Here is a 23,609-nt window from a genome sequence, read left to right on the forward strand (position 1 = left end):
CCCGAAGCGACGCCAAGGTCAGCGCGGCTTCACGCTCGTCGAGCTGATGATCACGGTCGGCTTGATCGGCGTGCTGGCGGCCATCGCGATCCCGAACTTCGTCCGCTACCAGGCGCGCAGCCGCCGCAGCGAGGCCTACGCAAACCTCGCGAGCCTGGCGCGCGCCTACAAGGCTTACGGCGCCGAGACCGGCGTGTATCCGAACATGTTCACCGTGGCCGGCGTGACCTCGCTGCCCGACCCGGGCCCCTACGGAGGCCTCGGCACCGGCAAGATGTCCTGGGACGGCGCGACTTCCGGCTTCTTCGACACGGTCGGTTGGAAGGCCGAAGGCCAGGTCTATTACAGCTACGACGTGGCCGCGGGTTGCAACGTCGGTGGTTCGCCTTGCCCGCTCTGCTTCACCGCGACGGCCCATGGGGACGTCGACGGCGACACGGGCGTCTCGGCCGTGATGTACGTCCACCCGAAGTACGACGCCGTGGGCAACCCCCTCGGCGAGTGCACCAGCGCCCTCTTCAACTACCCCCCGCCGCTCCGCGACGGCAGCCAGGTTTACGACGAGGTCGCCGTTCAAGGAACGACGGACGACTTCTAGTTCCGGAAGCCGAACCGGCCTTTGGGGGAAGGCGTGATCGGATCGAAGGGAGCCGTTCGAGCCGGGCTCGCGGTGGCAGCCATCGCGGTCACGGCCCTCCTGCACGCGCAGATGGACACGGCTTCGGCGGCGGAGCAGGGTCGGATCCGGGTCCCGGACCCCGAGAAGGCCCAGCTGCTCGCGCTCGGCTTCGAGCCGGTGATCGCCGACTACTACTGGATCCAGGCGGTCCAGACCGTCGGCGGCGTCGAGTCCGATCCCGACCGCAACGCCCAGGTTCACGAGCTGGTCGAGCTGGTGACCACCCTCGATCCCTGGGTGGATCACCCGTACCGGTTCGCGGCGCTCTGGCTGACGGGCAGCGTCGATGAGGTGCGCCAGGCGAATGCGATCCTCGAGAAGGGGATCGCCTACCACCCGACCGATTGGCGCAACCGCTTCTACCTCGGATACAACCACTTCTTCTATCTCGAGGACAATCAGCGCGCGGCCGACGTGCTCGAGTCTGCGCTGCACTTCCCGGAAGCGCCCGCCTATCTCGGCGCCTTCGTGACGCGCCTTCGCGCTGCCGCGGACAGCCTCGATACGGCGGCGATCTTCCTGCAGCAGCTGATTCGCGAGACCGAGGACGAGTTCGAGCGCGCCGAGTACCTGAAGGCCTTCGACGAGATCGAGACCGAGCGGCGCGCGCGGATCCTGGACCAGGCGCGTCAGGCGTTCCGTGAACGCCACGGCCGCGACATCGAACGACCCGACGAGCTGTGGGCGGGCCCGCTGCGGGTGATCCGGGTGATGCCGCCCGCGCATCCCCACTTCGAGGGCTTCGCCTGGGAGTTCGCAGAGACGGGAGAGATCGTGTCCTCGTTCTACGGCACCCGCTACCGGGTCCACGTCCACATGCAGGACGAACGCCGCCGTCGCAAGTGGCGCGAAGACGAGCACGCCATCCCCGAGGAGGCCACCCAGACATGAGTCGGCGCGAGATCGTCAGCGTCGAGAAGGTCACGAAGGACGTGCGCCCGGGCTTCGGCCTGCGCCGCAAGCGCGTGCTCCACGACATCTCGTTCCGCGTTCGCGAAGGCGAGATCTTCGGCTTCGTCGGCCCCAATGGGGCCGGGAAGACCACCACCCTCAAGGTGTTGATGGGGCTGATCCGCGCGACGAGTGGTCGTGCTCGCGTGCTCGGCCACGACGTGTCCGAGACCGCCTTCCGACGTCACGTCGGGTTCCTCCCCGAGAACCCCTACTTCTACGACTACCTCACGGCGCGCGAGACCCTCGACTTCTACGCGAAGCTCTGTGGCGTCCCGCGCCGGGAGCGCGCGCTGCGCATCGAGGCCCTGCTCGAGCAGGTGGGACTCTCCCACGCGGCCGACGCGCGCATTCGCACCTACTCGAAGGGCATGCAGCAGCGCGTCGGGATCGCCCAGGCGCTGGTGCACGATCCGGACGTCGTCTTCCTCGACGAGCCGATGAGCGGGCTCGATCCGATCGGGCGCAAGGACATTCGCGACCTCGTCCTGCGGCTCCGGGAGCAGGGCAAGACGGTGTTCATGAACACCCACATCCTCCACGACGTGGAGATGGTGTGTGATCGCGTGGCGATCATCGTCGGGGGGCGCATTCGCTACGAAGGCGCGATCCAGGAGTTCGCGCTGGCCGGCGAGCGTCAGACCGACGTGCTGGTCAGCTCGCTGCCGGCCGACGCGGGCGCCATGCTCGAAGAGGGCTTCGGTGCCGCGCTGCGACCGGTGGGCGATCGCATCGAGGTCCGGGTGCACGAGAAGGACGTCGATCGCCTGCTCGGCGCGCTGCTCTCGGTCGAGGCCCAGGTGATTTCCGTGGCGCCCCACCGCGCCTCGCTCGAGCACATCTTCCTGCATGCCGTCGAGGAGAGCCGGTCATGAACGTCGGGTGCATCGCCGCCATCGCCGCGAACACCGTCCGCGAGTCGGTGCGCAGCAAGCTGCTCTACGGGCTGGTCTTCTTCGCGGTGCTGCTGATCAGCGCGGGCGCGATCCTGTCGAGCCTCTCCTACGTCGAAGGGCATCGCATCCTCCAGGACGTGGGCATGGGTGCCGTGCGATTCTTCGGCGTCGCGATCGCGATCCTGGTCGGGATCAACCTGATCCACAGAGAGGTCGATCGCCGGACGGTCTACACGATTCTCTCGAAGCCCCTGTCGCGCGGCGACTTCCTGCTCGGGAAGTGGGCCGGCCTGGTGGTGACGCTGTGGATCCAGGTCGCGATCATGGGCGCTGCTTTCGTCGTCGTCTCGCTGTCGACAGGAGCTCCGCTGGGCGCATCCCACGCGGCTTTCTTCGTGCTGACCGGCTTCGAGCTCGCGCTCGTGGTGGCCGTGGCGACGCTCTTCTCCGCGTTCACGACGCCCGTCCTGGCCGCTTTCTTCACCTCCGGCATCTGGGTGGTCGGTCACCTGACCCGCGATCTGCGCGACATCGGTGCGAGCTCCGGACTCCCGATGGTCGAGTCGACGACCTGGCTCCTGCATCGCGTCCTGCCCGACCTCGAGAGCTTCAACGTGGCCTCGGAGGCGGCTCACCTACTGCCGCTCACGACGGCGGACTGGACGCTGCCGATGCTCTACGGCACGGCCTACGCGGTGGTGGTGCTGATGGCGGCGGTCGCGATCTTCGAACGTCGCGACCTCCGCTAGAGCCACCTTGCTAGTCTCGGCGCTCATGGAAGTGGCCCTCGGGGTTCCCCGCGGTGTCGCGGTGATCGTGGCACTGGCGTTCGGGCTCCTGATCGGATCGTTCCTGAACGTGGTGATCCATCGGTTGCCCCGCGGCGAGTCGATCGTGAACCCGCCGTCGCACTGTCCTCGCTGCGAGACGCCGGTGCGCTGGTACGACAACATCCCTCTGCTGTCGTACCTCTGGCTGCGAGGGCGGTGTCGCGGTTGCGCCGCGCCGATCTCGCTCCGCTACCCGGGCGTGGAACTCCTCACCGGGGTCGTCTTCGCGCTGGTGGCTTGGCGCTACGGCGTCGATCCGATGACCGTGCTGGGCTGCGCTTTCGCTGCTGCATTGGTGGCCACGGCCTTCATCGACTTCGACCACCAGATCATTCCCGACGAGATCTCTCTCGGCGGCCTGGCTCTGGCGCTCGTCGTCGCGCCGGGCGTCGCCTGGTTCTCGGGCGAGGCCTTCGGCAGCGCCTTCGTGCGGTCGGCGATCGGCGCCCTGCTCGGTGGCGGGCTGCTCTGGATCGTCGCGTTCGTGCACGCGCGGGTGTGTAGTGGCTTCGGCCGCCGCTTCCCCCACTGGCCCGACCCGGACGAGGACTTCCCGAAACCGAACTCGCTCGATTACTGGACCTGGTTTCCAGGTCTCGGCTTCGGCGACGTCAAGTTGCTCGCGATGATCGGTGCGGTGCTCGGGCCCTGGGGCGTGCTCCAGACCATCATCGCCGCCTCCGCCGCCGGACTCGTGATCGGCGTGGTCGGCATGGTGCTCTGGCGTCGCGCGGACACCCCGTTCGGATTCGCGCCCGCGATCGCGTTGGGTGCGCTGCTCGCGCTCCTCGCGCCGGAATCCTTCGGCGCCTTCCCGAGAATCGGTTGAGCGCGCGCGCGGAGTTGTCGAAGAGCATCGCCACGCGGTAGGTTCCCGCGGCTCCGACGTTCCCCGGTCGTCTAACGGCAGGACAGCAGGCTCTGAACCTGTTAATGGAGGTTCGAATCCTCCCCGGGGATCCACCGGCGCCGACCTCGCGCCCTCCCAGCCACCCGACGCGACCTGGACGTCGGCCCTGGCCCTTCCGTGCCCCGTGGGGCATCGCTTCCTTGATCGGTTCAGGGCCCTCTGCTACTCCGGTTCGAGGGGGCGACCACGCAGCGGAAGTGGCGGATCTCTCCGCGCGCGCTGCGTTTTTTCCCTCCCCCAGCAGGCCCATGCAGCTCGCCGTCGAACGCCTGACCTCGGAACCGAGCCCCTTCGTCTTCGAAGCGGGGGATGCTTGGTGGTCCGCCCGAATGCAGGCGCAGGAGAGCCTTCCGCGGACCCTGGCCGTTCCCTTCGCCGTCCGCGGCGAGGCGTATCGCGGCCGCCATGGGGATGATCTGGTGCTCGAGGGCCAGATCGAGGGAGCCCTGGAACTCGAATGCGGACGCTGCCTTGCGCGCTATCGTCACGCCCTTCGAGAGCCGTTCCGACTCCTCCTCGAACCCGCCGGCAGCCGCGTCCCCACGGAGCCCGAAGCCGTGGAAGCGCTGGCCCGCGATGGCTTGTGCCTCGCCGACGAACTCGAGTTGGGGTGGTATCGGGGCACCGAGATCCAGCTGGATGCGGTGTGTCTCGAAGTGATTTCTCTGGCGTTGCCCGTCCAGCCGTTGTGCAAGGAAGACTGCGCCGGACTTTGTTCGCACTGCGGTGCCGATCGCAACCAGGCTGCCTGCGGTTGCGACGACACCCCACCGAATTCACCGTTCGCCGTGCTCGCTTCGCTGCGGGGCGGCTCGAGGGAAGGAGTCCAATAGATGGCCGTTCCGAAGCGACGCACGTCGAAGGCGCGCCGCGACAAGCGCCGATCCCATCTCGCGCTCACGGCGGCGCCGCTCAGCAACTGCCAGAACTGTGGTGAGCCGAAGCGGCCGCACCGCGTCTGCATGGCTTGCGGCACCTACCGCGGACGCGAAGTCGTCCAGACCGACGAGGACTAACCCTCGGTGCTGGCGCTGCTCTTCCCGGGGCAGGGATCACAGGCCGTCGGCATGGGTCGGGACGCGTACGAGGCGTCGCCCGAGGCGCGCGCCGTATTCGAGGCCGCTGACGCCGCGCTGGGCTTCTCCCTCTCGGGCCTCTGTTTCGAAGGGCCGGAAGAGGAGCTCGTTCGCACCGAGATCCAGCAGCCGGCCATCCTGACGACCAGTGTCGCGCTCCTGCGCGCGTTGGAAGCGCGCGGCGAGCTGCGACCTTCGTTCTTCGCCGGCCACAGCCTCGGCGAGTACACGGCCCTGGTGGCCGCCGGCGCCCTCGACTTCGAGGACGCCGTCCGGCTGGTCCACGCCCGCGGCCGCTTCATGCAGGAAGCGGTGCCGGAAGGGAAGGGCGCCATGGCGGCCGTGCTCGGCCTCGCCCCCGAGGCGGTGGCCGATGTCTGCACCGGCGCCGCCGCCCAGTCGAGTCGCGTCGTCGCGCCGGCAAACTTCAACGGCCCCGCCCAGACCGTCATCTCGGGCGATGCCGCGGCGGTCGAGATCGCCTGCAGTCGCGCCCTGAGCGAGGGCGCGAAGCGGGCGGTGCCCCTCGAGGTTTCCGCGCCCTTCCACTGCGCACTGATGCGTCCGGCGGCCGAGAAACTGGCGCTCGAACTCGCCCGGGTCCGCTTCCACGCCCCGGCGGCGCCCCTCGTGACCAATGTCGAGGCGATCGCCTGCGAAGACGCCAGGCGCTTCCCCTCCCTCTTGGAAGAGCAGGTGACGGCCCCCGTGCGCTTCACGGAAATGATTGGTTTCCTCTCGGGGGCGGGGGTGACCCAGGTCCTGGAGGTCGGTCCGGGCCGGGTCCTGACAGGACTCGTGGCGCGGATCGAGCGGGGCCTGAAACGGAGCGCGGTCGGAGCTGCCGAGCAGATCGACGCCGCGCTTTCGTTCGTCGCCGAAGGGCGCTAACGGATACGGCGACGGAGGGAGGGACGGAATGGCGCTGGAGCAGCGAGTCTCCGAGTTGATCGTGGAACAACTCGGTGTGACCCAGGAAGAGATCAAGCCGGAAGCGTCGTTCATCGACGATCTGGGCGCGGACTCTCTGGACATCGTCGAGCTCGTGATGGCGATGGAAGAGGAGTTCGACATCGAGATCCCGGACGAGGACGCCGAGCGGATCCAGACGATCGGAGACGCGACGGCCTACCTCAAGGAGAAGCTCGGAGCGTGACCGCCGCCTCTGCGCGTCGCAGCGTCGTCGTCACCGGCGTCGGTTGCGCGAGTCCGCTCGGGGCGACCCTGGACACGACCTGGTCCGCCGCTGCGGCTGGCGAGAGCGGCATTCGCGCGATCACCCGCTTCGATTCGTCGGAGTACCCGGTGCACTTCGCTGGCGAGGTGCCCGGCGAGATCGACTTGTCGGACGTGCCCGCGAAGGAGGCGCGTCGGCTGGATCGAACGATCGTGCTCGCCCTCGGCGCGACGCGTGAGGCGCTGCAGGGGTCGAAGCTCCAGATCGACGACAGCAACCGCACGCGCGTCGGTGTGGCGGTGGGCTCGGGGATCGGAGGGCTCGAGACGATCGAGCGCGGCGTCGAGGCGCTCGTCACGTCCGGGCCGCGTCGCGTCCAGCCGTTCATGATTCCGATGACGATCTGCAACATGACGAGCGGCTACATCGCCATTCGCCATGGGATCCAGGGCCTGAATCTCTGTCACGTCAGCGCCTGTGCTACGGGCTCCCACGCGATCGGGGAAGCCGCGCGCGCGATCGAGCGCGGCGATGCAGACGCCATGCTGGCAGGTGGCACCGAGGCGCCGGTGACGCGCATCGGCGTGTCCGGGTTCGCGGCCATGCGCGCGCTCTCCACCCGCAATGACGCCCCCCAGCTCGCCAGCCGCCCCTTCGACGCCGATCGCGACGGGTTCGTGATGGGCGAGGGTGCCGCGGTGCTGGTGCTCGAGGCCGAGCAGCAAGCGCGCGCGCGCGGTGCACCGATCCTGGCGCGAGTGCTCGGCTACGCCGGGACCGCCGATGCGGCAAACATCGCCCAACCCACCGAGGACGCCGAGGGCGCCCAGCGCTGCATGCGCCTGGCCCTCGAGGACGCCGACCTCCAGCCGAACGACGTCGGCTACCTGAACGCGCACGCCACCAGCACCCCGGCGGGCGACCCGACCGAGGCGCGAGCGATCCGCGCCGTGTTCGGCAGCCACGCAGACCAGCTGCCCGTGTCGGCGACGAAGTCGATGACCGGCCACCTGCTCGGCGCCGCGGGGGCCGTCGAGGCCGCCCTCTGCGTGCGCAGCCTCGAGACCGGCCTGATTCCGCCTACGATCAACCTCGATCAGCCCGACCCGGCCTGCGAACTCCTCCACGTCGCGAACCAGGCCATGGAGGCGAAGCTCTCGGTGGTGCTCTCGAACTCCTTCGGCTTCGGGGGCACGAACGCGGCCCTGATCTTCGGCCGCCCCTAGCCGCCGCCCCGGCAGCACGCGCGCAGCCTGCAGCCCGGGGCCGGCCGCCTAGGGTTGTGGCACACTCCGCGCTCCCCCCCATCCTCCGTCGATGATCCCCCCACCGACGCCAACCCCCATCCGGTCCGCCCGGGGCGCGCAGCCCCTACAGCGGCGAGGAGGCGACTTCCCATGGGCGATGCCATTGCCATCGCGAGCGACCACCGCGGTACCAAGCTCAAGGCGGATCTGCGCGAGCGGTTGGAGGGCCTGGGCCATCCCGTCCAGGATTTCGGAACCCACGGCGATGACTCGGTGGACTACCCGGATCACGCAGCAGCGGCGGCGCGCGCCGGTTCGCGAGGCGAGACGCCGCGCGGCATCGTGATCTGCGGAAGCGGCCTCGGCGTCTCCTACACGGCGAACCGGTTCCCCGGGGTGCGCGCTGCGTGGGTGCAGGATGTCGAAGCGGCGCACATGTCGCGCGAGCACAACGACGCGAACATCATCGCGCTGCCTGCCGATCGACTCGACGCCGACAGCGCCTGGCCGATCGTCCAGGCCTGGCTCGAGACGCCCTTCGAGGGTGGGCGGCATCAGCGCCGCGTCGAGAAGATCGACACCGTGTCTTCGGGGGCGGGCTCCTACCGGAACCTCGAGGCCGAGGATCCGGACATCGCGGATTGCATCCGCCGCGAGGCAAAGCGCCAGGCGCTCAACCTGGAGCTGATCGCGTCGGAGAACTTCGTGTCCGAGGCGGTGCTCGAGGCCGTGGGCTCGGTCTGCACGAACAAGTACGCCGAAGGCTATCCCGGGCGTCGCTACTACGGCGGCTGCGAAGTGGTCGACGAGATCGAGAACCTCGCGATCGAGCGGGCGAAAGCGCTGTTCGGTGCCGAGCACGCCAACGTCCAACCCCACGCGGGCTCCCAGGCGAACGAAGCGGTCTACCGCGCGGTCTGCGAGGTGGGCGACACGGTCCTCGCGATGAACCTCGACCACGGTGGTCACCTCACCCACGGCAGTCCGGTCAACTTCTCGGGGAAGCTCTACAACATCGTTCCCTACGGTGTTCGGGAAGACACCGAGCAGATCGACTACGACGCCCTGCGCGCGCTCGCCCGTGAGCACCGTCCGCGGATGATCCAGTGCGGGACCACGGCCTACTCGCGGGTCGTCGACTTCGACGCCTTCCGCGAGATCGCCGACGAAGTGGGTGCCGTCCTGTTCGCCGACATCGCCCACATCGCCGGGCTCGTGGCGACCGGGGTGCACCCCAGCCCGGTGGGGAAGGCGCACCTCGTCACCACGACGACCCACAAGACCCTGCGCGGCCCGCGCGGCGGCTTGATCCTGTGCGACGCCGACTGGGCGAAGAAGGTGAACAGCGCCGTCTTCCCGGGCGGGCAGGGCGGACCGCTGATGCACGTGATCGCGGCGAAGGCGGTGGCCTTCCGCGAGGCGGCGAAGCCCGAGTTCCGCGACTACTGCAGCGCGGTGCTCGCGAACGCGAAGGCCCTCGCCGAGGGCGTGGTCGACGCGGGCTTCCGGGTGGTGTCGGGTGGGACCGATACGCACCTCTTCCTGCTCTCCCTCGTCGACCGTGACGTGACCGGCAAGGCGGCCGAAGCCGCACTCGAGCGGGCCGGCATCACGGCGAACAAGAACATGGTGCCCTTCGACCCGCGCAAGCCCGCGGTGACCTCGGGAGTGCGGATCGGCACGCCCGCGGCCACTACCCGGGGCATGCGCGAAGCGGAGATGACCCAGGTGGCCGGCTTGATCGCCCGCGCGCTGAACCATGCCGAGGACGCCGCCGTCCTCGAAGAGGTGCGCGGCGAGGTGGAGGCGCTGTGTCGGCGCTTCCCGCTCTACGCCGGTCATTGGAGCGACTGAGCGGGGCCCGGACCGCGTGCGTTGTCCCTACTGCGCCGATTCGACGAACCGGGTGATCGACTCTCGCCTCGGTCGCGACGGCAGTGAAATTCGCCGCCGTCGCGAGTGCGGTGAATGCGGCCGTCGCTTCACGACGCGCGAGCGCGTCGAAGAGGTGTTCCCGAAGGTCGTGAAGCGCGACGAGCGCCGCGAGGATTTCTGGCGCGAGAAGATCGTCGTCGCCGTGCAGAAGGCCTGCGAGAAGCGGCCGGTGAGCTCCGACGCGCTCGAGCGTCTGGTCGATCGGGTCGAGCGGGCAGCCCAGGAGCTCGGGGAGAAAGAGGTCTCCACGCGCGTGATCGGCGACCGCGTGCTCGACGAGCTGGTCGCGATGGACAGCCTCGCCGCGGCCCGCTTCGCCTCGGTGTTCCACAACTTCGAGACCGCCGACGACTACGCCGAGTTCTTTCGCCAGCTCGAAGAACTGCGACGCGCGCGCGAATGAGCGCCAGCCCGACGCAACACGACGTCGCCGCCATGCGCCAGGCGTTGCGCGCCGCGCGACCCGCCCGCGGCCGCACCTTCCCCAATCCGCCGGTCGGCGCCGTCGTCTATCGCGGTGCGAAGATCCTGGCGCGCGGTTGTACGCGTCCGGTCGGGGGCGCCCACGCCGAGGTCATGGCGTTGGACCGCGCCCAGCAGCGTCACGGCGCGCGGGCGCTGCGCGGCGCCAGCCTGGCCGTGACCCTGGAGCCCTGCAGTTTCGAGGGGCGCACGCCGCCCTGTGTCGATCGGGTCCTCGAGAGCGGCGTGGGCCGGGTAGTCGTCGGCCACCGCGATCCCCACCCTCGGGTCGATGGCCGAGGGACGCGGCAGCTGCGCCGCCGCGGTCTCGAGGTCGTGGAGGGCGTCCTCGAGGACGCCTGTCGTGAGCAGCACCGCGGCTTCCTCTCGGTCGTCGAGCGCGGCCGACCCTTCGTGGTGGTGAAGCTGGCCGCGACCCTCGACGGCCGCATCGCCACCGCGAGCGGCGAATCCCAGTGGATCACCGGGGAACCCGCACGCGCAAAGGGACACGCGCTGCGCGCTCGGAGCGACGCGGTCCTGGTCGGCGTCGAGACGGCGCTCGCAGACGATCCGGAGCTCACCGCACGCCGCGCCGGGCGGGTGGTGCACCGGCCGGTGCGCGTCGTCGCGGATACGCGCCTGCGCCTTTCCCCCGACGCGCGCCTGGTTCGCAGCGAGCCGGCGTCGGCCTGGGTACTCTGCGGCACGGGCCCTGCGGCGAGTCGCCGGCGGGCGCTCGAGGCAGCCGGGGCGCGCGTACTCGAAGTCGCGCGCGGTCGCGGTCGGGGGCGAACCTCCCTCGACCTCGGCGCCGGTTTGAAGCGGCTCGCGCGAGAAGGAATCACGGAGATCCTGGTGGAAGGTGGTGGCGGCATCGCGGCGAGCCTGCTGCGCGGTGGCTGGGTGGACGAGCTGCATTGGTTTGCGGCGCCCGCTCTGCTGGGCAGCGACGGTCGACCCGCGCTCGGACCCCTCGGGCTCTCGCGCCTGGCCGATGCACCGCGGCTCGAAGTGACCCGGGTGCGACGCGTGGGCGACGACCTGCACTGGGTGGCGCGGCCTGCTGTGGGGGCTTCGCGATGAAGCGCTTCGCCACCCGCGTCGATGCCGCGGGCCTCCGCTTCGCGGTGGTCGTGTCGCGCTTCAATCATCTGGTCTGCGTGCGTCTCCTCGAGGGCTGCACCGACGAATTGCGCCGCCGCGGCGTCGAGAGCGACGACGTGCACGTGGCGTGGGTGCCCGGCGCGTTCGAGCTTCCCCAGGCGGCCCGCGCGCTCGCGACCACCGGCCGCTACGACGCGGTCATCACGCTGGGCGTGGTGATCCGAGGCGGGACGCCCCATTTCGAGTTCGTCTGCGAGGGCGTGACCGATGGCGTCCGGGAGGTCATGCGCGACACCGGCGTGCCGGTCGCCTTCGGCGTCCTCACCACCGACGATCTCGAGCAGGCGCTCGATCGCGCCGGTGGGGCCTACGGGAACAAGGGACACGAGGCGGCCCTGGCCGCGATCGAGATGGCGCGGCTGCTTCCCGAACTCGCAGCCGGTCCCGAGGGACCGGTATGAGCGCCGCACGCTCCGCCACGCGTCGCCAGTCGCGGCGGCTCGCGCTGCAGGTGCTCTACGCCGCAGATCTCGGGCGCAGTGCGTGTCTCTCCGAGGCCTTCGACGGCGTCGCGGCACATTTCGACCTGCACCCGGGAGCGCTCGCGTTCGCGAAGGAGCTCGTCCGTGGGATCGAGGAGGACCGCGAGGCGATCGATGCCACCATTGCGCAACACACACGCAACTGGCGCATCGAGCGCATGGCCGCAGTCGATCGCAACCTTCTGCGCCTGGCGGTACACGAACTACGAAGCACCGATACTCCGGCGCAGGTCATCCTCAACGAGGCGGTCGAGCTCGCGAGAGACTTCGGCGGCGATCGCTCGCCGGCCTTCGTGAACGGGGTCTTGGACGCGGTTGCCCGCAATCGTTCGGGCGAAGAGGAGGCCATGGCGTGAGCGTTCGACGGTTGCGGAGAGGTGGGGCGTGGCAGCGGCCGCGCCAGGGAGGCCGACACGCATGACGCTCCTGGCGGTGGCCTCCACCTCGATCGAGCGCGTACGCGGCGACCTCGTGGTCATCCCGCTGTTCTCCGACGAGCGCCCGCTACGGGCCGCTGCGGGCCGCGTCGACTGGCGATTGTGCGGGCACCTCTCCCGGCTGTTCGCGGACGGCACCCTGTCCGGCGAAGCGGGCGAGGCGGTCCTGATCCCGGGTGGCGGCGGGCTCCGCGCGCCCCGGGTGATGGGTCTGGGGGTGGGCACCCGGCGTGCCCTGGCCGACAGCGCCGCCTGGACCGCCTGGGCGAAGGACGCCCTGGGCCGCAGCCAGCGGCTGGGAGCGCGTCGCATCGCCCTGGCCCTGCCGGAATGCCGCGAGGCGGTCGCCGAGCGGCTCCAAGAGCTGGCCGCCGTCCTGTCCGAGGAGACAGCGAGCGAGCTCTGGATCTGCCTCGAAGGGGCCGATCAGATCTCCGGGAACGCTTGGTTGGACCGCACCGCCCGCCGCGGCCGTTTCCCCCAGCTCGAGATCCAGCCCCTGCCCGAAGGACGCATCCCCCCGGGGAGTTCCCTGCGAAGCCGCGCCGGAGCGCCGGACGCGCGGTCAAGTCACGCGTCAGCCGACCGATTCACTCGCTAGCGGTTCGCTTCGCCCGGCTCCGGGCCTCGACGTGCAGCCGCCAGGAGCGTGATGAGTCTCGTCGGCAGCCTCGAGGACCTGGGCCTCGTGGACATCCTCCAGATCGTGAGTCTTTCCCGGAAGTCGGGAGCGTTGTTCCTGCGCTGTGACCGCGGCGAGGGCCGCATCCTGTTGCGGGACGGCCTGGTGCAGGGCGCACAGATCAAGGGAGCGCCCGAGACGCTGCGCGCGCTTCTGATCGAGCAGGGCCTCGTCGACGGCATCGGCTTCGATTGCGCGCGCGAGCGCGCGGAGAAGGAAGGTCTGGTGCTCGACGTGGCGCTCGAGCAGGAGTGCCAGCTCGCCGAGGACCAGCTGAACGCCGTGCGACGCGAGCACGTCGAGCGCTCGGCGATGCGGATGTTCACCTGGCGCACCGGCGAGTTCAGCTTCGAGATCCGCGACGATTTCGGGGACGATGACAGCGCGCTGCTCCTGCCCGCCGGACTGAACACCCAGTATCTCGCCATGGAAGCGACGCGCCTCGGAGACGAGACGACGCGCGCGGATGAAGGGGAGGCCGAGCTCGGCGACGAGATGGATCTGGGCGACGACATGATGTTTAGCGGCGAAGAACCGATCGCTGCGCTGGAAGCCGACGAAGACCCGGTCGCCGGCGATCCGATCGACGAGCTCGCGATGGCGTCGGCCCAGAATGCCGATCCCTTGGACGACACGGTCGAGGACCTGCGCGGCAGCGACGTTCCCGTGGAGTGCACGCCCGCCGAGGCGACGCCGGTACCGGTGGCCGTCGAATCTGTCGAATCCGTCGCGTCCCCCGAATCGGCCGAGGCGCCCGAAGCCGCGCAGGCCGTCGCCGCTCCGAGCGCCAGCGCCGAGTCCCAGGCCCCGCCGGCCGAGCGGATCCGCATCCTGGTCGCCGTCGATCCGGACCTGTCGAGCCTCGAGTGGCTCAAGGCCTCGGTCGAGGAATCCTTCCAGCAGGTGCACATCTTCCAGCAGCGGGACCTCGCCGTGGAGCGGATCCGGCAGTACCTGGTGCGGGGCAAGACCCCGATGCTCGTGATGTCGGATCCGACCGCCAAGGAGCAGCGCGACGTCGAGCTCCTGGTGCAGCGCATGCGCGGGCTCGCTCCGCGGATGCCGATCCTGGCGCTGCGACCCGAAGGCATCGAGGCACCGCTCCCGCCGGGCGTGCACGCTGCCGTCTTCCGGCCTTCGTCCCCGTCCGCGGATCCCGATCGCTGGCATCTCTACGAAGGGCAGGCCCAGGCGCTGCGCGCGAATCTCGAGCCCTGGGTGGCTGGAGAGCGCCGACCCAGCTGAGCCGCTAGGCGCTCGTCCTAGCGATTCCGTCCTGGGCGTTCGTCTTCCGATCCCACGGCAACCGGGGACGCGCACGGCGCCCGTAGGGAGCGGCGCCAAGTGCGCTCCCCGGCTCAAGAACTGGCTCGTTACCGCCGATATCTCCCGCTGGCCCGGTACGCGCATTCCGGGCTCGGGAGGGTGGTATGCGGCGAATCCTGATCGTCGAAGACTCGCCGACGATGCGGTCGCTCTTGTCGGCTTCACTCGAGGCGACGGGCGAACCCACGAAGATCATCGAAGCGGCGAACGGCTTCGAAGCGTTGCGGCAGCTTCCGCGCGAGCCCGTGGACCTGATCGTGACCGACATCAACATGCCCGACATCAACGGGCTCGAGCTGGTGTCGTTCGTCAAGTCGAACCCGGCGTATCGCGAGATTCCGCTGATCATCGTGTCGACCGAGGGGTCCGAGCGCGATCGTCAACGCGGCCTGGAGCTCGGGGCGAACGCGTACCTCGTGAAGCCCTTCGAGCCGGACGAGCTCGAGAACCTCGTCTGCGATCTGCTGGCCGGAGCCTCGGAGCGATAGGACGGCGACGATGCCGAAGCGCACCACCCGCACGCGACGACGGACCAAGGCCGAACGCGAGTTCGTGTCCGAGGCCGAGGAGATCCTCGAGGTGCTCCGGGGCGGCGTCGCTGATCTGTCCGAGAGTCTCGGCAGCGACGCCGAGGTGGATCCCGAGCTGGTGAACGCGCTGTTTCGCGCGGCGCATTCGCTGAAGGCGCTCGCGGGCATGTTCCGCCGGGGCGAGATCGAGAACCTCGCACATCGCCTCGAAGACCTGCTCGACGCACTGCGCCTGGGACGTGCGGCGCTGACGGGTGACGTCGTGGTGCTGATCGACGAGTGCGTCGCCGTCTTCGCCGCGGTGCTCGATGCGGTGGGCAACGAATCGGCACTCGCGGAAGCCGCCGCGCCGGCGGCGGTTCTCGAGACACGCATCGCCGAGGCGATCGTGGCCCCTGCGCGGAGCCGCGCCGAAGTGACCTCGCTCGGCATCGATCCGGCGATCCTGCGGTCGTTGACCGAATACGAGGAGCATCGGCTCGAGGAGAACCTGCGGCGCGGTCGCGGCCTGTTCCTGGCGAGCGCGCTCTTCGACATGATGGAGTTCGAGGCAGGTCTCACGGCGCTCACCGACGCGATGCGCAGCGAGGGCGAAGTCATCTCCACGCTTCCCGCAGCCGGGGACGTGCCCGAGGGACAGATCCGCTTCTCCCTGCTGGTCGCGACCGAAGCGGCGCAGGACGCCCTCACCGCGGCGCTCGGCGAGCTGGACGCAACCCTCGAGCCGGTGCGTGGCGCCACTGGGGCATCGCCCCCCGTGTCCGAGACGAAGACGCAGCCGGTGCCACAGGCTCCAGGGCCGAACGTCGAATCGCTCCAGTCGCTCGGAGAAACGGTCCGGGTCGACATTCGCAAGCTCGACGAGTTGATGAACCTGGTCGGTGAACTCGTGATCTCGCGTCGTTCGATCGGAGAGCTGGTGCGTCGGCTCGAGATCACCGCGGACGACCGGCGCCTGGTGGGCGACTTTGCGAAGGCCCAGAAGAGTCTCGACCGCAAGGTCCGGCAGATGCAGTCCGCCGTCCTCGATGCGCGCATGGTCCCGCTGCGGCAGATCTTCGACAAGCTCCACCGGGTCGTTCGCCGGCTTTCCCAGGACTTGCAGAAACCTGTCGATCTCGAGATCCGCGGAGCCGAGACCGAGCTCGACAAGCTGATCGTCGAGGGACTGGTCGATCCGCTCATGCACGTGCTCCGCAACGCGCTCGATCACGGCATCGAGCCGTCCGAGGCGCGGACGGGGGCCGGCAAGCCCGAGCGGGGGCAGGTCTCGATCGAGGCCTTCCAACGCGGAAGTCACGTCGTGATCGCGGTGGCCGACGACGGGCAGGGGATCGATCGCGAGGCGCTGCGCGCCAAGGCGATCGAGCGCGAACTCGTCACTGCGACGGATGAGCTCGGAGAGCGCGAAGCCCTCGAGCTGATCTTCGCGCCCGGGCTCTCGACCTCGGAAGAAGTCACGGAGACGAGCGGTCGCGGCGTCGGCATGGACGTCGTCCGGGCGAATCTCACCGAGCTCGGGGGGGCGATCGAGATCGACTCGGAGCTCGGCCGGGGCACGACGATCACGCTCACGCTTCCGATCACCCTCGCGATCGTGCCGTCTCTGGTCGTGGGGATCGGGGAACAGCGTTTCGCGATTCCGCTCAGCAGCGTGCTCGAGACCCTGTCGCTCGATCCCGCGGCGATCCAGGTCTCGGAGCACAATCGCTTCCTGCACCTGCGCGGTGATCCGCTGCGGCTCTGCTGGTTGTCGGACGTCTACGGCATCCCCGTCCACTGCGACCCGCAGGAATCCTTCGTGGTCGTCGCGGGCGTCGGCGATCAGCGCGTGGGCCTCGTGGTGGATCGCGTCGAGGGGCAGCAGGACACGGTGATCAAGCCGATCCAGGGACCGGTGGCCCACATCCACGGTATCGCCGGAGCCACGGAAGTCGGCGATCAGGATCCCGTCCTCGTCCTGGACGTTTCCGCGCTGCTCGATGACGGGCCGCGACGCCGGGAGGCCGCATGAGCGAATCGCTCTCGTCTTCGACGGAGGCCCGCTGGGACGTGCTCGCTCGCGCCGCCGCCGCGCGCGATGCGGACGCCCCGGAAGAGGCCGGCTTGCTCCAGCTGTTGCGCTTCGACGTGGCGGGGGCGCCCTACGCACTGCCCGTTCCGGTCGTACGGGAGATCGTCCGCTTGCGCACCATCACGCCCCTGCCGCGGGTCGCACGTTCGGTGCGCGGCGTGATCTCGCTGCGCGGCGAGATCCTTCAGGTGATCGACCTGCGCGAGCGACTCGGGCTTCCGCGAGGTCCCGACACGAAAGCGTCCCGCATCATCGTCGTGCACGACGAAGCGGGAGATCAGGCGGGCGTGTGCATCGATGCCGTCCGCGACGTGATCCGCGTCTCCGAGGATGCGTTGCGGCCCCCCGTCGCCGGGGACAGCGGCGACCTCGTCGAGTCGCTCTGCGCCCACGACAATGGCTACGTCTCGGTCCTCGATCTGGGCCGGATCCTGGAGGCGACCGATGGCTGAGCCCGCTCGCTTCCTGGACGAGGCGCTGACCCTCGCGACCTTCCGCCTGGCCGATGGCCAGTTCGCGGTGGAAGTCACCGAGCTGCGCCAGATCATCCACTACAGCGTTCCGACGCGATTGCCGCGGGCCCCCCGCCTGATCGAGGGCATCGTCGACATCCGGGACGCGGTGCTGCCGGTCGTGGACCTCGGGCGGGCACTGGGACTCGAGGCGCTCACTCCGTCGCCGAGCTCGCGGATCCTGGTCGCCGAGATCGACGGGCTCGCCGTCGGACTGGCGGTGGACGCCGCGACGGGAATGCAGACCGTGGGCCTCGACCGCCTCGAGGATCCTCCGCCGCTCGTCGGCCAGCTCGGCTACGGCGCAGCGCGCGGCGTGATCCGCCGGTCCGGCGAGGCACCGATCATCGTGCTGTGTCTGGAGAGCCTGCTCGAGAGCATCCACCGGTCCGCTCTCGATGACCGTTCCCCGACGAGCAAACGGGAGGACGCCGCATGAGCACGGCCGAACTTCCCCGGGGCGCCAGCTTCCTCGTTCATATCGTGCGGCGCTCCGCGCTGCTGGCGGTTCCGTCCCTGGTGATCGTGATCGCTTCGATCGCGACCCTCCTCGACCTGACGCCTGCGATGTGGCGCGGCTTCGCGATCCTGTTGGGGATCAACGCGGTCGTCGCGTCTCCGCTCCACTGGACACTGATGCGCGGCGCGGCTGCGCCGGTGATGGCCTGGCTCGACGGCCCGGAGCCCCACCGCGAACGCACCGAACGCGCCTACACCCAGCTGATCGCGCTGCCTCCGAAGGTCGGCGTCGTCAGCGGCCTCGTCTGGCTCGGATCGACCCTGGCCGTGTCCGTCGGCATGGCGCTGTTCTTCGGTTCCCTGTGGAGCGCCTGGGCTTGGCAGGTCGTCATCGTGGCAGGCGCGACGGCGAGCTTCGTCGCCGCTGTCCTGACCCATTTCCTGGTTCGCGACGCCGTCTTCGATCGGGTCCGCGGCGCCCTGGCCGAGGAGATCGGCGCGCCCGAGGAGCGCTCCCGCCTGGCGCCCCGGATTCCGATGCGCTCGAAGCTGCTCGTCGGCGTCACGGGTGTCGGCGCGATGCCGGTGCTCTTCGCGGTGCTGATCGCCCATCACCGCAGCACCGACGCGCTGGAACGCCACGCACACAGCTGGACTGCAGAGATCCTCGCGAGCGCACCCACGAGCGAAGATGCGCTGGCCGGGTTCCGGGCGCGCCTCACCGACCCGGTGATGCCCGTCCCGGTGACACTCCAGCCCGTCGAAGCGTTCACGCAGCTCCAAGGGGCCGGCCGCGACGAGCTGGAGCGCCAGATCGACGCTGGGGTGCGCGAGGGCAACAGCCGCACGATTCCGGGCCGCACCGTGTTCTCGTGGCGGACCTTCCCGAACGGTCAGGTCTGGATCGCTTCGGTACCGGCGGCTGGACTCTACGCAGACCACACCGCCCGTGGTTCGAGCCTGCTCCTGCTGCTGGCCGGAGCCCTCGGATTCGCGATGCTCGTCGCGTACTACCTCGCGCGGGACATCTCCGCGCCGGCCGCGCTGCTGCGCGAGCGCGCCGAGCGGCTGGCGGACGGCGACCTCGGGCCGGCTGGGAGCTTCGACTCCGAGGATGAACTCGGCGAGCTCTCCCGGGCGTTCGACGGCATGACGGAAAGCCTGCGACAGACGCTGCAGCGGCTGGCGTCCTCGGCGGACGGTCTCGAGTCCCAGGCGGGCTCGCTGGGACCGGTGTGCGAGGCCCTGGCCGAGGCGTCGGGTGAGCGCGAGAGTGCGACCGAGCGGGCCGCGGCGAGCATGGAACAGATCAACGCTCAGGTCGCCGACATCGCGAGCTCGAGTCAGCGCCTCAACGAGAGCGTCGAGGAATCGAGCAGCTCGATTCTCGAGCTCGGCGCGTCGGGCCACGAACTCAACGAGACGGCGAGTGTCCTCTCCTCGAAGGTGGACGAGGTCTCTATCTCGATCGAAGAGATGGTCCGCTCGGTGAAGCAGGTCTCGGAGAACACCGAATCGCTCGCGTCCGCTGCCGAGGAGACCTCGGCTTCGATGGAAGAGATGGCCAGTTCGCTGCGCGAAGTCGACACCTCGGCGGAAGAGGCGGCACGGCTCTCGGGCACGGTGGTCGAGCGTTCGGAAGCGGGTCGCTTGAAGGTGAACGAGACGATCCAGGGCATGGAAGCCATCCGCGATGCCACGGAAACCGTGGAAGGCGTGATCCGCAACCTCCACGGTCGCACCGAGGAGATCGGCGCGATCGTCGACGTGATCGACGACGTCGCCGACGAGACCAATCTGCTCGCGCTCAACGCCGCCATCATCGCCGCCCAGGCGGGGGAGCACGGGCGCGCCTTCAGCGTGGTCGCCGACGAGATCAAGGATCTCGCCGAGCGGGTGCTCGCGAGCACGAAGGAGATCGGCGGACTGATCCGCTCGGTTCAGGACGAGTCCCAGAAGGCGACGGCTGCGATCGCCCAGGGCAGCGCGTCGGTGGCGAGCGGTGTGGAGCTCTCGGCCGAGGCCGGTCTCGCGCTCGAAGAGATCACCGAGGCTTCCCGCGAGAGCGGAACCCGCATCGGTGGCATCGTGGCGTCGCTGCGCGAGCAGGCGAAGGCCGCGGGTCACGTCGTCGGCCTGATGGAACGCGTGCGCGGTGGCGTCGACGAGATCCGCCATGCCGCCGCAGAGCAGGACCGCGGCAATATCGTGGTCTTCGAAGGGTCGGTCACGATGCGCGAGGTGGCGTCGCAGGTGCGCGGCACGACCGAGGAACAGGCGCGGGGCTCCGGCCGCATTCGCGAGAGCATCGAAGGGGTGCGCGGCGCGGTCGAGGAGATCCACGTGGCGCTGCAGGAGCAGTCCGAGGCGTGTGCCGAGGCCGCCGCGTTCCTCGAGCAGCTGCAGGGACGCCGCGGGACGCGACAGGAAGCCAATCGCCTCGTCGAAGGCGTCGCGCGGGAATTGTTGACGCGAGCAGAAGAGCTGCGTGCGGAAGTGCGCCGGTTCCGACTGTAGGCAGGCGCCGGTGGGTGCCAGGAGGATCGTTCGATGATTGCTGGGTGTCCGAGCTGCGGAGCGCGCTACCGGATCGATACCGCGAAGCTCCGGCCCGAGGGGGCGCGGCTTCGCTGTTCGCGCTGCGAGACCGTCTTCCGTGTTCGACCTCCCCAGGCGACGCCGAGTGTCGACGAGACGCCCGCGGTGGCCTCGTCTCCCGCGCCGAGTCCCCCGACGAGCGAAGGCATGGACGGGAGCCGCGTGGTGGTGGTGGCGCATCCCGATCCCGAAGCGGGGAAGTCCCTGGGCGAGCACATCGAGGCCTTCGGCCTGCAGCCCGTGGTCGTTCACGACGGGGTCGATGCGGTCCTGCAGATCCAGCGCGTGTTGCCGGCTGCGGTCGTTCTCGACGCTGCGCTGCCGAAGATGTTCGGCTTCCAGATCTGTGAGCTGATGAAGCGCAATTCCCAGCTGCGCTCGATCCCGGTGGTGCTGGTCGGCGCGATCCACGACACCGAGCGGTATCGCCGTCCCGCACAGGATCTCTACGGAGCCGACGCCTACCTCGAGCGACACGAGCTGACCGAGCGCCTGGAGACCCTCCTGCACCGCTTCGGGCTGGAGCTGCGAACGTCGCAGCCCTCGCTGCCCCCCGCACCTTCGGAGCCGCAGGTCCCGGCTGCGCCGCCGCAGCCGAGCTTCGAGGCCCCGACGCCTCCTCCGTCGGAGGCGCCGGCCTCATCGCCTGGTGCTCCCGCGCTCGACCTCCCCGGGGCGCCCGAGCCGACGGGCGGGCCCGAGCTGACCGGAGGCGATCTCGATAGCGGTCTCGACGGGCTCGTCGACACGCCCGCTCCGCCGCCTCCGCCCGAGACTCCCGCGCCCGTGGCGCCCGCGCCCACGACCGAGTCCGCCGTCGCCGACGCGCCGGGTGGCGACGCAGAGGAAGAGCACCCCGAAGTGCAGAAGGGGCTGCGCCTCGCACGCATCATCGTCTCGGACGTGATCCTCTACAACCAGGAGACCTTCGAGGCGGCCCTCGCCGACGGCAACGTCGTCGCCGCCCTGAGTTCCGAGCTCGAAGAGGGCTACGCGCTCTTTTCCCAGCGCGTCGACACGAACATCTGCGATCCCCGCGAGTTCCTCCAGCGCGAGCTGGTGCGGGTCGCGCGATCGCGGGGGATGCCGGAATGATCTCCTACGACGAACGCGATCGCGAAAGCGTCCTGCGGGATCTCGAGAGCCCGGACGACGAGGTTCGCCGCCTCGCCGTGGAGCGCATCGAGGCCCTGTCGCTCGAGGAGGCCATTCAGTGTCTCCTGGATCGGCTCGGCGACTCGGACTGGCGCGTGCGGAAGGCCGCGGTCGGTCGGATCGTGGCCCAGCGCGATCAGGACCGGGTGGTGCGCGGACTGGTCGACGCGCTCTCGGACGGGGACAACTCGGGCCGTCGCAACGCGGCGGTCGAGGCGCTGATCGCACTCGGCTCGCGGGCGATCCCCGCGTTGGTCGAGGCCAGCACGATCGATGACGCCGACGTCCGGAAGTTCGTGGTCGACACCCTGGCGGGGATCGGCGATGCCGACGCGATGGGCGCGATCATGGCGCGGCTGATGGACGAGGACACGAACGTCCGGGCCGCGGCCGCGGACGCGCTCGGCGCCATCGGAGGCCCGGCGGCTTGCTCGGCACTGCGCGAAACGGCCACCGACGGCTCCCAGGAGGCGCTGGTTCGCTTCTCCGCCCTGCACGCCCTCGACGGACTGGAGGCGCCGCTGCTCGCTGACGAATTGTCTTCGCTGCTCGCGGATCCCCTGCTCGGACCGCCGAGCCTCGCACTGCTCGGTCGGGCCGAGGATGATCCGGGTGCGGAAGACGCGCTCCTCAAGGGACTCTCGAGTGGTCGACGCTCGGCGCGTGAGGCCGCGATGCGGGGCCTCGTCCGAGTGGCCGCACGTCACGATGCTTCGGGGGTCTCGCCCGTCGTGCGACGCATCCGCACGATCGCCGACGCCTCTCCCGAGATGGTGCTCGAGACCGTGAGTCGCCTCGGCGAGACCGATCTCGGGACCCAGCTCGGCTTGATCCAGTTCCTGGGGCTCGCGGCACGCCGCGAGTCGGTGGTGCCGATCCTCGCGGCGTGTGCCGAGGAGGCCCTCGCTCAGGTGGCGGTCGCCACCCTGGCTTCGATGGGGACCGAGGCCGAAGACGAGATCTCGGCCGCCTGGGGCTACCTGGACGCCGAGCGTCGCCAGGATGCGTGCCGGGTGTTCGGTCGTACGGGCGGACCCGCGGCGATGACCTGTCTCATCGACGCCCTCGAAGACACGAGTGCGCCGGTCCGAACCGAGGCCGCGCGGGCGCTCGGCGGGCTGGGCTTCGAGGAGGCGTTGGCTCCGCTGGTCCGACGCCTGCCGCTCTGCGAAGACGACGCCGATCTCGACGAAGGGGAACGCGGCGCGATCGCCGCCGCCATCATCTCTCTGGCCGAAACGAACGAGGACATCGCACCCCAGGCGATCGAGCGTCTGGGAATGCTCTGGGAGGGCGCCGAAGCCGAGACGCGGCTCGCGGTCGCCAGTGTCTTCGCGCACATCGCGAGCCCGGCGGATGCGCAGTGGGTGTCCGTGCTGCTGAAGGACCCGGACGAGGGCGTGCGGCACGCAGCGGTCGAGGCGATTCCGCGGCTGCAGGCCGACGGCGTTCCCGAGGCGTTGCGCCTCGCCCTCGCCGACGAATCGGCGACCGTGCGGGTCGCCGCCGCCGAAACCCTGGGTCATTGCGCGGGTGACGAGGTGCTCGACGATCTGCAGCGGCTGGTGCTCGACGAGGACCCGCGGGTCCGCGCGACCGCGATTCGCGCCATCGGTGCCCGGTTCGCGTCGGATCCGAGTCCCGCCGTGCGCGCCTTGGCACTCGGTGCGCTCCACCGCGCGACCGAAGACGACGCGCTGGTCGCCCTCGCGGTGATCGAGGCGGTGGGGGAGATCGGCGGCGAGGTCGTGGCCTACGTGGCACCCCTGCTCAACCGTGCCGAGCCCGACGTCGTGCGCGAAGCGGTGCGCTGTCTGGGCCGTCGCGGTGAACCCGACCAGCTGATGTCGATCCTTCCCCTGGTGGGTCACCGCGACTGGTCGGTGCGCGCCGAGGTGATCGAAGTGCTCGCGCTGCACCGTGTGCAGCGAGCCGTTCCCGCGATCCTGCGACGCCTGGAGACGGAGCAGGACGACTTCGTGCGCGCAACGATTCTCTCGGCCCTCGAAAGGCTGGAGAGCTGA

The 23,609-nt window shown here is 69.8% G+C and carries 24 protein-coding genes and 1 tRNA gene; all 25 read left to right on the forward strand.

The genetic code is table 11. From position 1 onward, the window contains the following. Positions 1 to 43 precede the first annotated feature (43 nt). The 25 genes from AAF430_01765 (at position 44) to AAF430_01885 (ending at position 23,609) form a co-directional block, all read left to right on the forward strand. On the forward strand, positions 44 to 598 hold the full coding sequence (locus AAF430_01765) for a hypothetical protein (protein MEM7408946.1): 555 nt from the start codon (positions 44 to 46) through the stop codon (positions 596 to 598). 33 nt (positions 599 to 631) lie between these two features. Further along, positions 632 to 1,570: a hypothetical protein gene (locus tag AAF430_01770; GenBank protein ID MEM7408947.1), complete on the forward strand. Its 939-nt coding sequence runs from the start codon at positions 632 to 634 to the stop codon at positions 1,568 to 1,570. Further along, the gene (locus tag AAF430_01775) at positions 1,567 to 2,505 is read left to right on the forward strand and encodes an ABC transporter ATP-binding protein (GenBank protein ID MEM7408948.1); all 939 of its coding nucleotides are present in this window, start codon (positions 1,567 to 1,569) and stop codon (positions 2,503 to 2,505) included. Before AAF430_01770 ends, AAF430_01775 begins: the two co-directional genes overlap by 4 nt. Further along, positions 2,502 to 3,275 carry an ABC transporter permease subunit gene (locus tag AAF430_01780; protein MEM7408949.1) on the forward strand — a complete coding sequence of 258 codons (774 nt, stop codon included), beginning with the start codon at positions 2,502 to 2,504 and terminating at the stop codon, positions 3,273 to 3,275. The genes AAF430_01775 and AAF430_01780 overlap by 4 nt, the downstream gene beginning before the upstream one ends. Positions 3,276 to 3,300: 25 nt before the next feature. Further along, positions 3,301 to 4,185 carry a prepilin peptidase gene (locus tag AAF430_01785; protein MEM7408950.1) on the forward strand — a complete coding sequence of 295 codons (885 nt, stop codon included), beginning with the start codon at positions 3,301 to 3,303 and terminating at the stop codon, positions 4,183 to 4,185. A gap of 60 nt (positions 4,186 to 4,245) precedes the next feature. Continuing rightward, positions 4,246 to 4,319, forward strand: a tRNA-Gln gene (locus AAF430_01790). A gap of 195 nt (positions 4,320 to 4,514) precedes the next feature. Continuing rightward, a complete protein-coding gene (locus AAF430_01795) occupies positions 4,515 to 5,099 on the forward strand; it encodes a DUF177 domain-containing protein (GenBank protein ID MEM7408951.1) in 585 nt (194 codons plus the stop codon). Next, a complete protein-coding gene (rpmF, locus tag AAF430_01800; protein ID MEM7408952.1) occupies positions 5,100 to 5,282 on the forward strand; it encodes a 50S ribosomal protein L32 in 183 nt (60 codons plus the stop codon). Positions 5,283 to 5,288: 6 nt separating this feature from the next. Beyond that, the gene (fabD, locus tag AAF430_01805) at positions 5,289 to 6,233 is read left to right on the forward strand and encodes an ACP S-malonyltransferase (protein ID MEM7408953.1); all 945 of its coding nucleotides are present in this window, start codon (positions 5,289 to 5,291) and stop codon (positions 6,231 to 6,233) included. Between the two features lie 28 nt (positions 6,234 to 6,261). Further along, entirely contained in the window at positions 6,262 to 6,498 is a 237-nt protein-coding gene (acpP, locus tag AAF430_01810; protein MEM7408954.1) for an acyl carrier protein, read from the forward strand. Beyond that, entirely contained in the window at positions 6,495 to 7,745 is a 1,251-nt protein-coding gene (gene fabF, locus AAF430_01815) for a beta-ketoacyl-ACP synthase II (GenBank protein MEM7408955.1), read from the forward strand. Before acpP ends, fabF begins: the two co-directional genes overlap by 4 nt. 171 nt (positions 7,746 to 7,916) lie before the next feature. Beyond that, a complete protein-coding gene (rpiB, locus tag AAF430_01820; protein MEM7408956.1) occupies positions 7,917 to 9,620 on the forward strand; it encodes a ribose 5-phosphate isomerase B in 1,704 nt (567 codons plus the stop codon). A 16-nt stretch (positions 9,621 to 9,636) separates the two neighbouring features. Then, positions 9,637 to 10,104 (forward strand): transcriptional regulator NrdR, encoded by a 468-nt coding sequence (nrdR, locus tag AAF430_01825; protein MEM7408957.1) that lies wholly within the window; start codon positions 9,637 to 9,639, stop codon positions 10,102 to 10,104. Further along, entirely contained in the window at positions 10,101 to 11,249 is a 1,149-nt protein-coding gene (gene ribD / locus AAF430_01830) for a bifunctional diaminohydroxyphosphoribosylaminopyrimidine deaminase/5-amino-6-(5-phosphoribosylamino)uracil reductase RibD (protein MEM7408958.1), read from the forward strand. Before nrdR ends, ribD begins: the two co-directional genes overlap by 4 nt. Then, positions 11,246 to 11,731, forward strand: coding sequence for a 6,7-dimethyl-8-ribityllumazine synthase (gene ribH, locus AAF430_01835; protein ID MEM7408959.1), 486 nt, complete (start codon positions 11,246 to 11,248; stop codon positions 11,729 to 11,731). The genes ribD and ribH overlap by 4 nt, the downstream gene beginning before the upstream one ends. Next, positions 11,728 to 12,168, forward strand: coding sequence for a transcription antitermination factor NusB (gene nusB / locus AAF430_01840; protein ID MEM7408960.1), 441 nt, complete (start codon positions 11,728 to 11,730; stop codon positions 12,166 to 12,168). Before ribH ends, nusB begins: the two co-directional genes overlap by 4 nt. 61 nt (positions 12,169 to 12,229) lie before the next feature. Next, positions 12,230 to 12,850 carry a M17 family peptidase N-terminal domain-containing protein gene (locus tag AAF430_01845; GenBank protein MEM7408961.1) on the forward strand — a complete coding sequence of 207 codons (621 nt, stop codon included), beginning with the start codon at positions 12,230 to 12,232 and terminating at the stop codon, positions 12,848 to 12,850. 51 nt (positions 12,851 to 12,901) lie between these two features. Further along, positions 12,902 to 14,176 (forward strand): DUF4388 domain-containing protein, encoded by a 1,275-nt coding sequence (locus AAF430_01850; protein MEM7408962.1) that lies wholly within the window; start codon positions 12,902 to 12,904, stop codon positions 14,174 to 14,176. A 185-nt stretch (positions 14,177 to 14,361) separates the two neighbouring features. Beyond that, the gene (locus AAF430_01855; GenBank protein ID MEM7408963.1) at positions 14,362 to 14,745 is read left to right on the forward strand and encodes a response regulator; all 384 of its coding nucleotides are present in this window, start codon (positions 14,362 to 14,364) and stop codon (positions 14,743 to 14,745) included. 10 nt (positions 14,746 to 14,755) lie between these two features. Next, a complete protein-coding gene (locus AAF430_01860) occupies positions 14,756 to 16,801 on the forward strand; it encodes a chemotaxis protein CheA (protein MEM7408964.1) in 2,046 nt (681 codons plus the stop codon). After that, positions 16,798 to 17,313: a chemotaxis protein CheW gene (locus tag AAF430_01865; protein ID MEM7408965.1), complete on the forward strand. Its 516-nt coding sequence runs from the start codon at positions 16,798 to 16,800 to the stop codon at positions 17,311 to 17,313. Before AAF430_01860 ends, AAF430_01865 begins: the two co-directional genes overlap by 4 nt. Next, complete coding sequence (locus AAF430_01870; protein MEM7408966.1) at positions 17,306 to 17,812, forward strand: chemotaxis protein CheW; 507 nt, start codon at positions 17,306 to 17,308, stop codon at positions 17,810 to 17,812. Before AAF430_01865 ends, AAF430_01870 begins: the two co-directional genes overlap by 8 nt. After that, on the forward strand, positions 17,809 to 20,349 hold the full coding sequence (locus tag AAF430_01875; protein ID MEM7408967.1) for a methyl-accepting chemotaxis protein: 2,541 nt from the start codon (positions 17,809 to 17,811) through the stop codon (positions 20,347 to 20,349). The genes AAF430_01870 and AAF430_01875 overlap by 4 nt, the downstream gene beginning before the upstream one ends. A 33-nt stretch (positions 20,350 to 20,382) precedes the next feature. Further along, positions 20,383 to 21,525 (forward strand): zinc-ribbon domain-containing protein, encoded by a 1,143-nt coding sequence (locus tag AAF430_01880; protein ID MEM7408968.1) that lies wholly within the window; start codon positions 20,383 to 20,385, stop codon positions 21,523 to 21,525. Beyond that, complete coding sequence (locus AAF430_01885; GenBank protein MEM7408969.1) at positions 21,522 to 23,609, forward strand: HEAT repeat domain-containing protein; 2,088 nt, start codon at positions 21,522 to 21,524, stop codon at positions 23,607 to 23,609. Before AAF430_01880 ends, AAF430_01885 begins: the two co-directional genes overlap by 4 nt.

Source organism: Myxococcota bacterium, from assembly GCA_039030075.1.
Lineage (GTDB): Bacteria > Myxococcota_A > UBA9160 > UBA9160 > SMWR01 > JAHEJV01.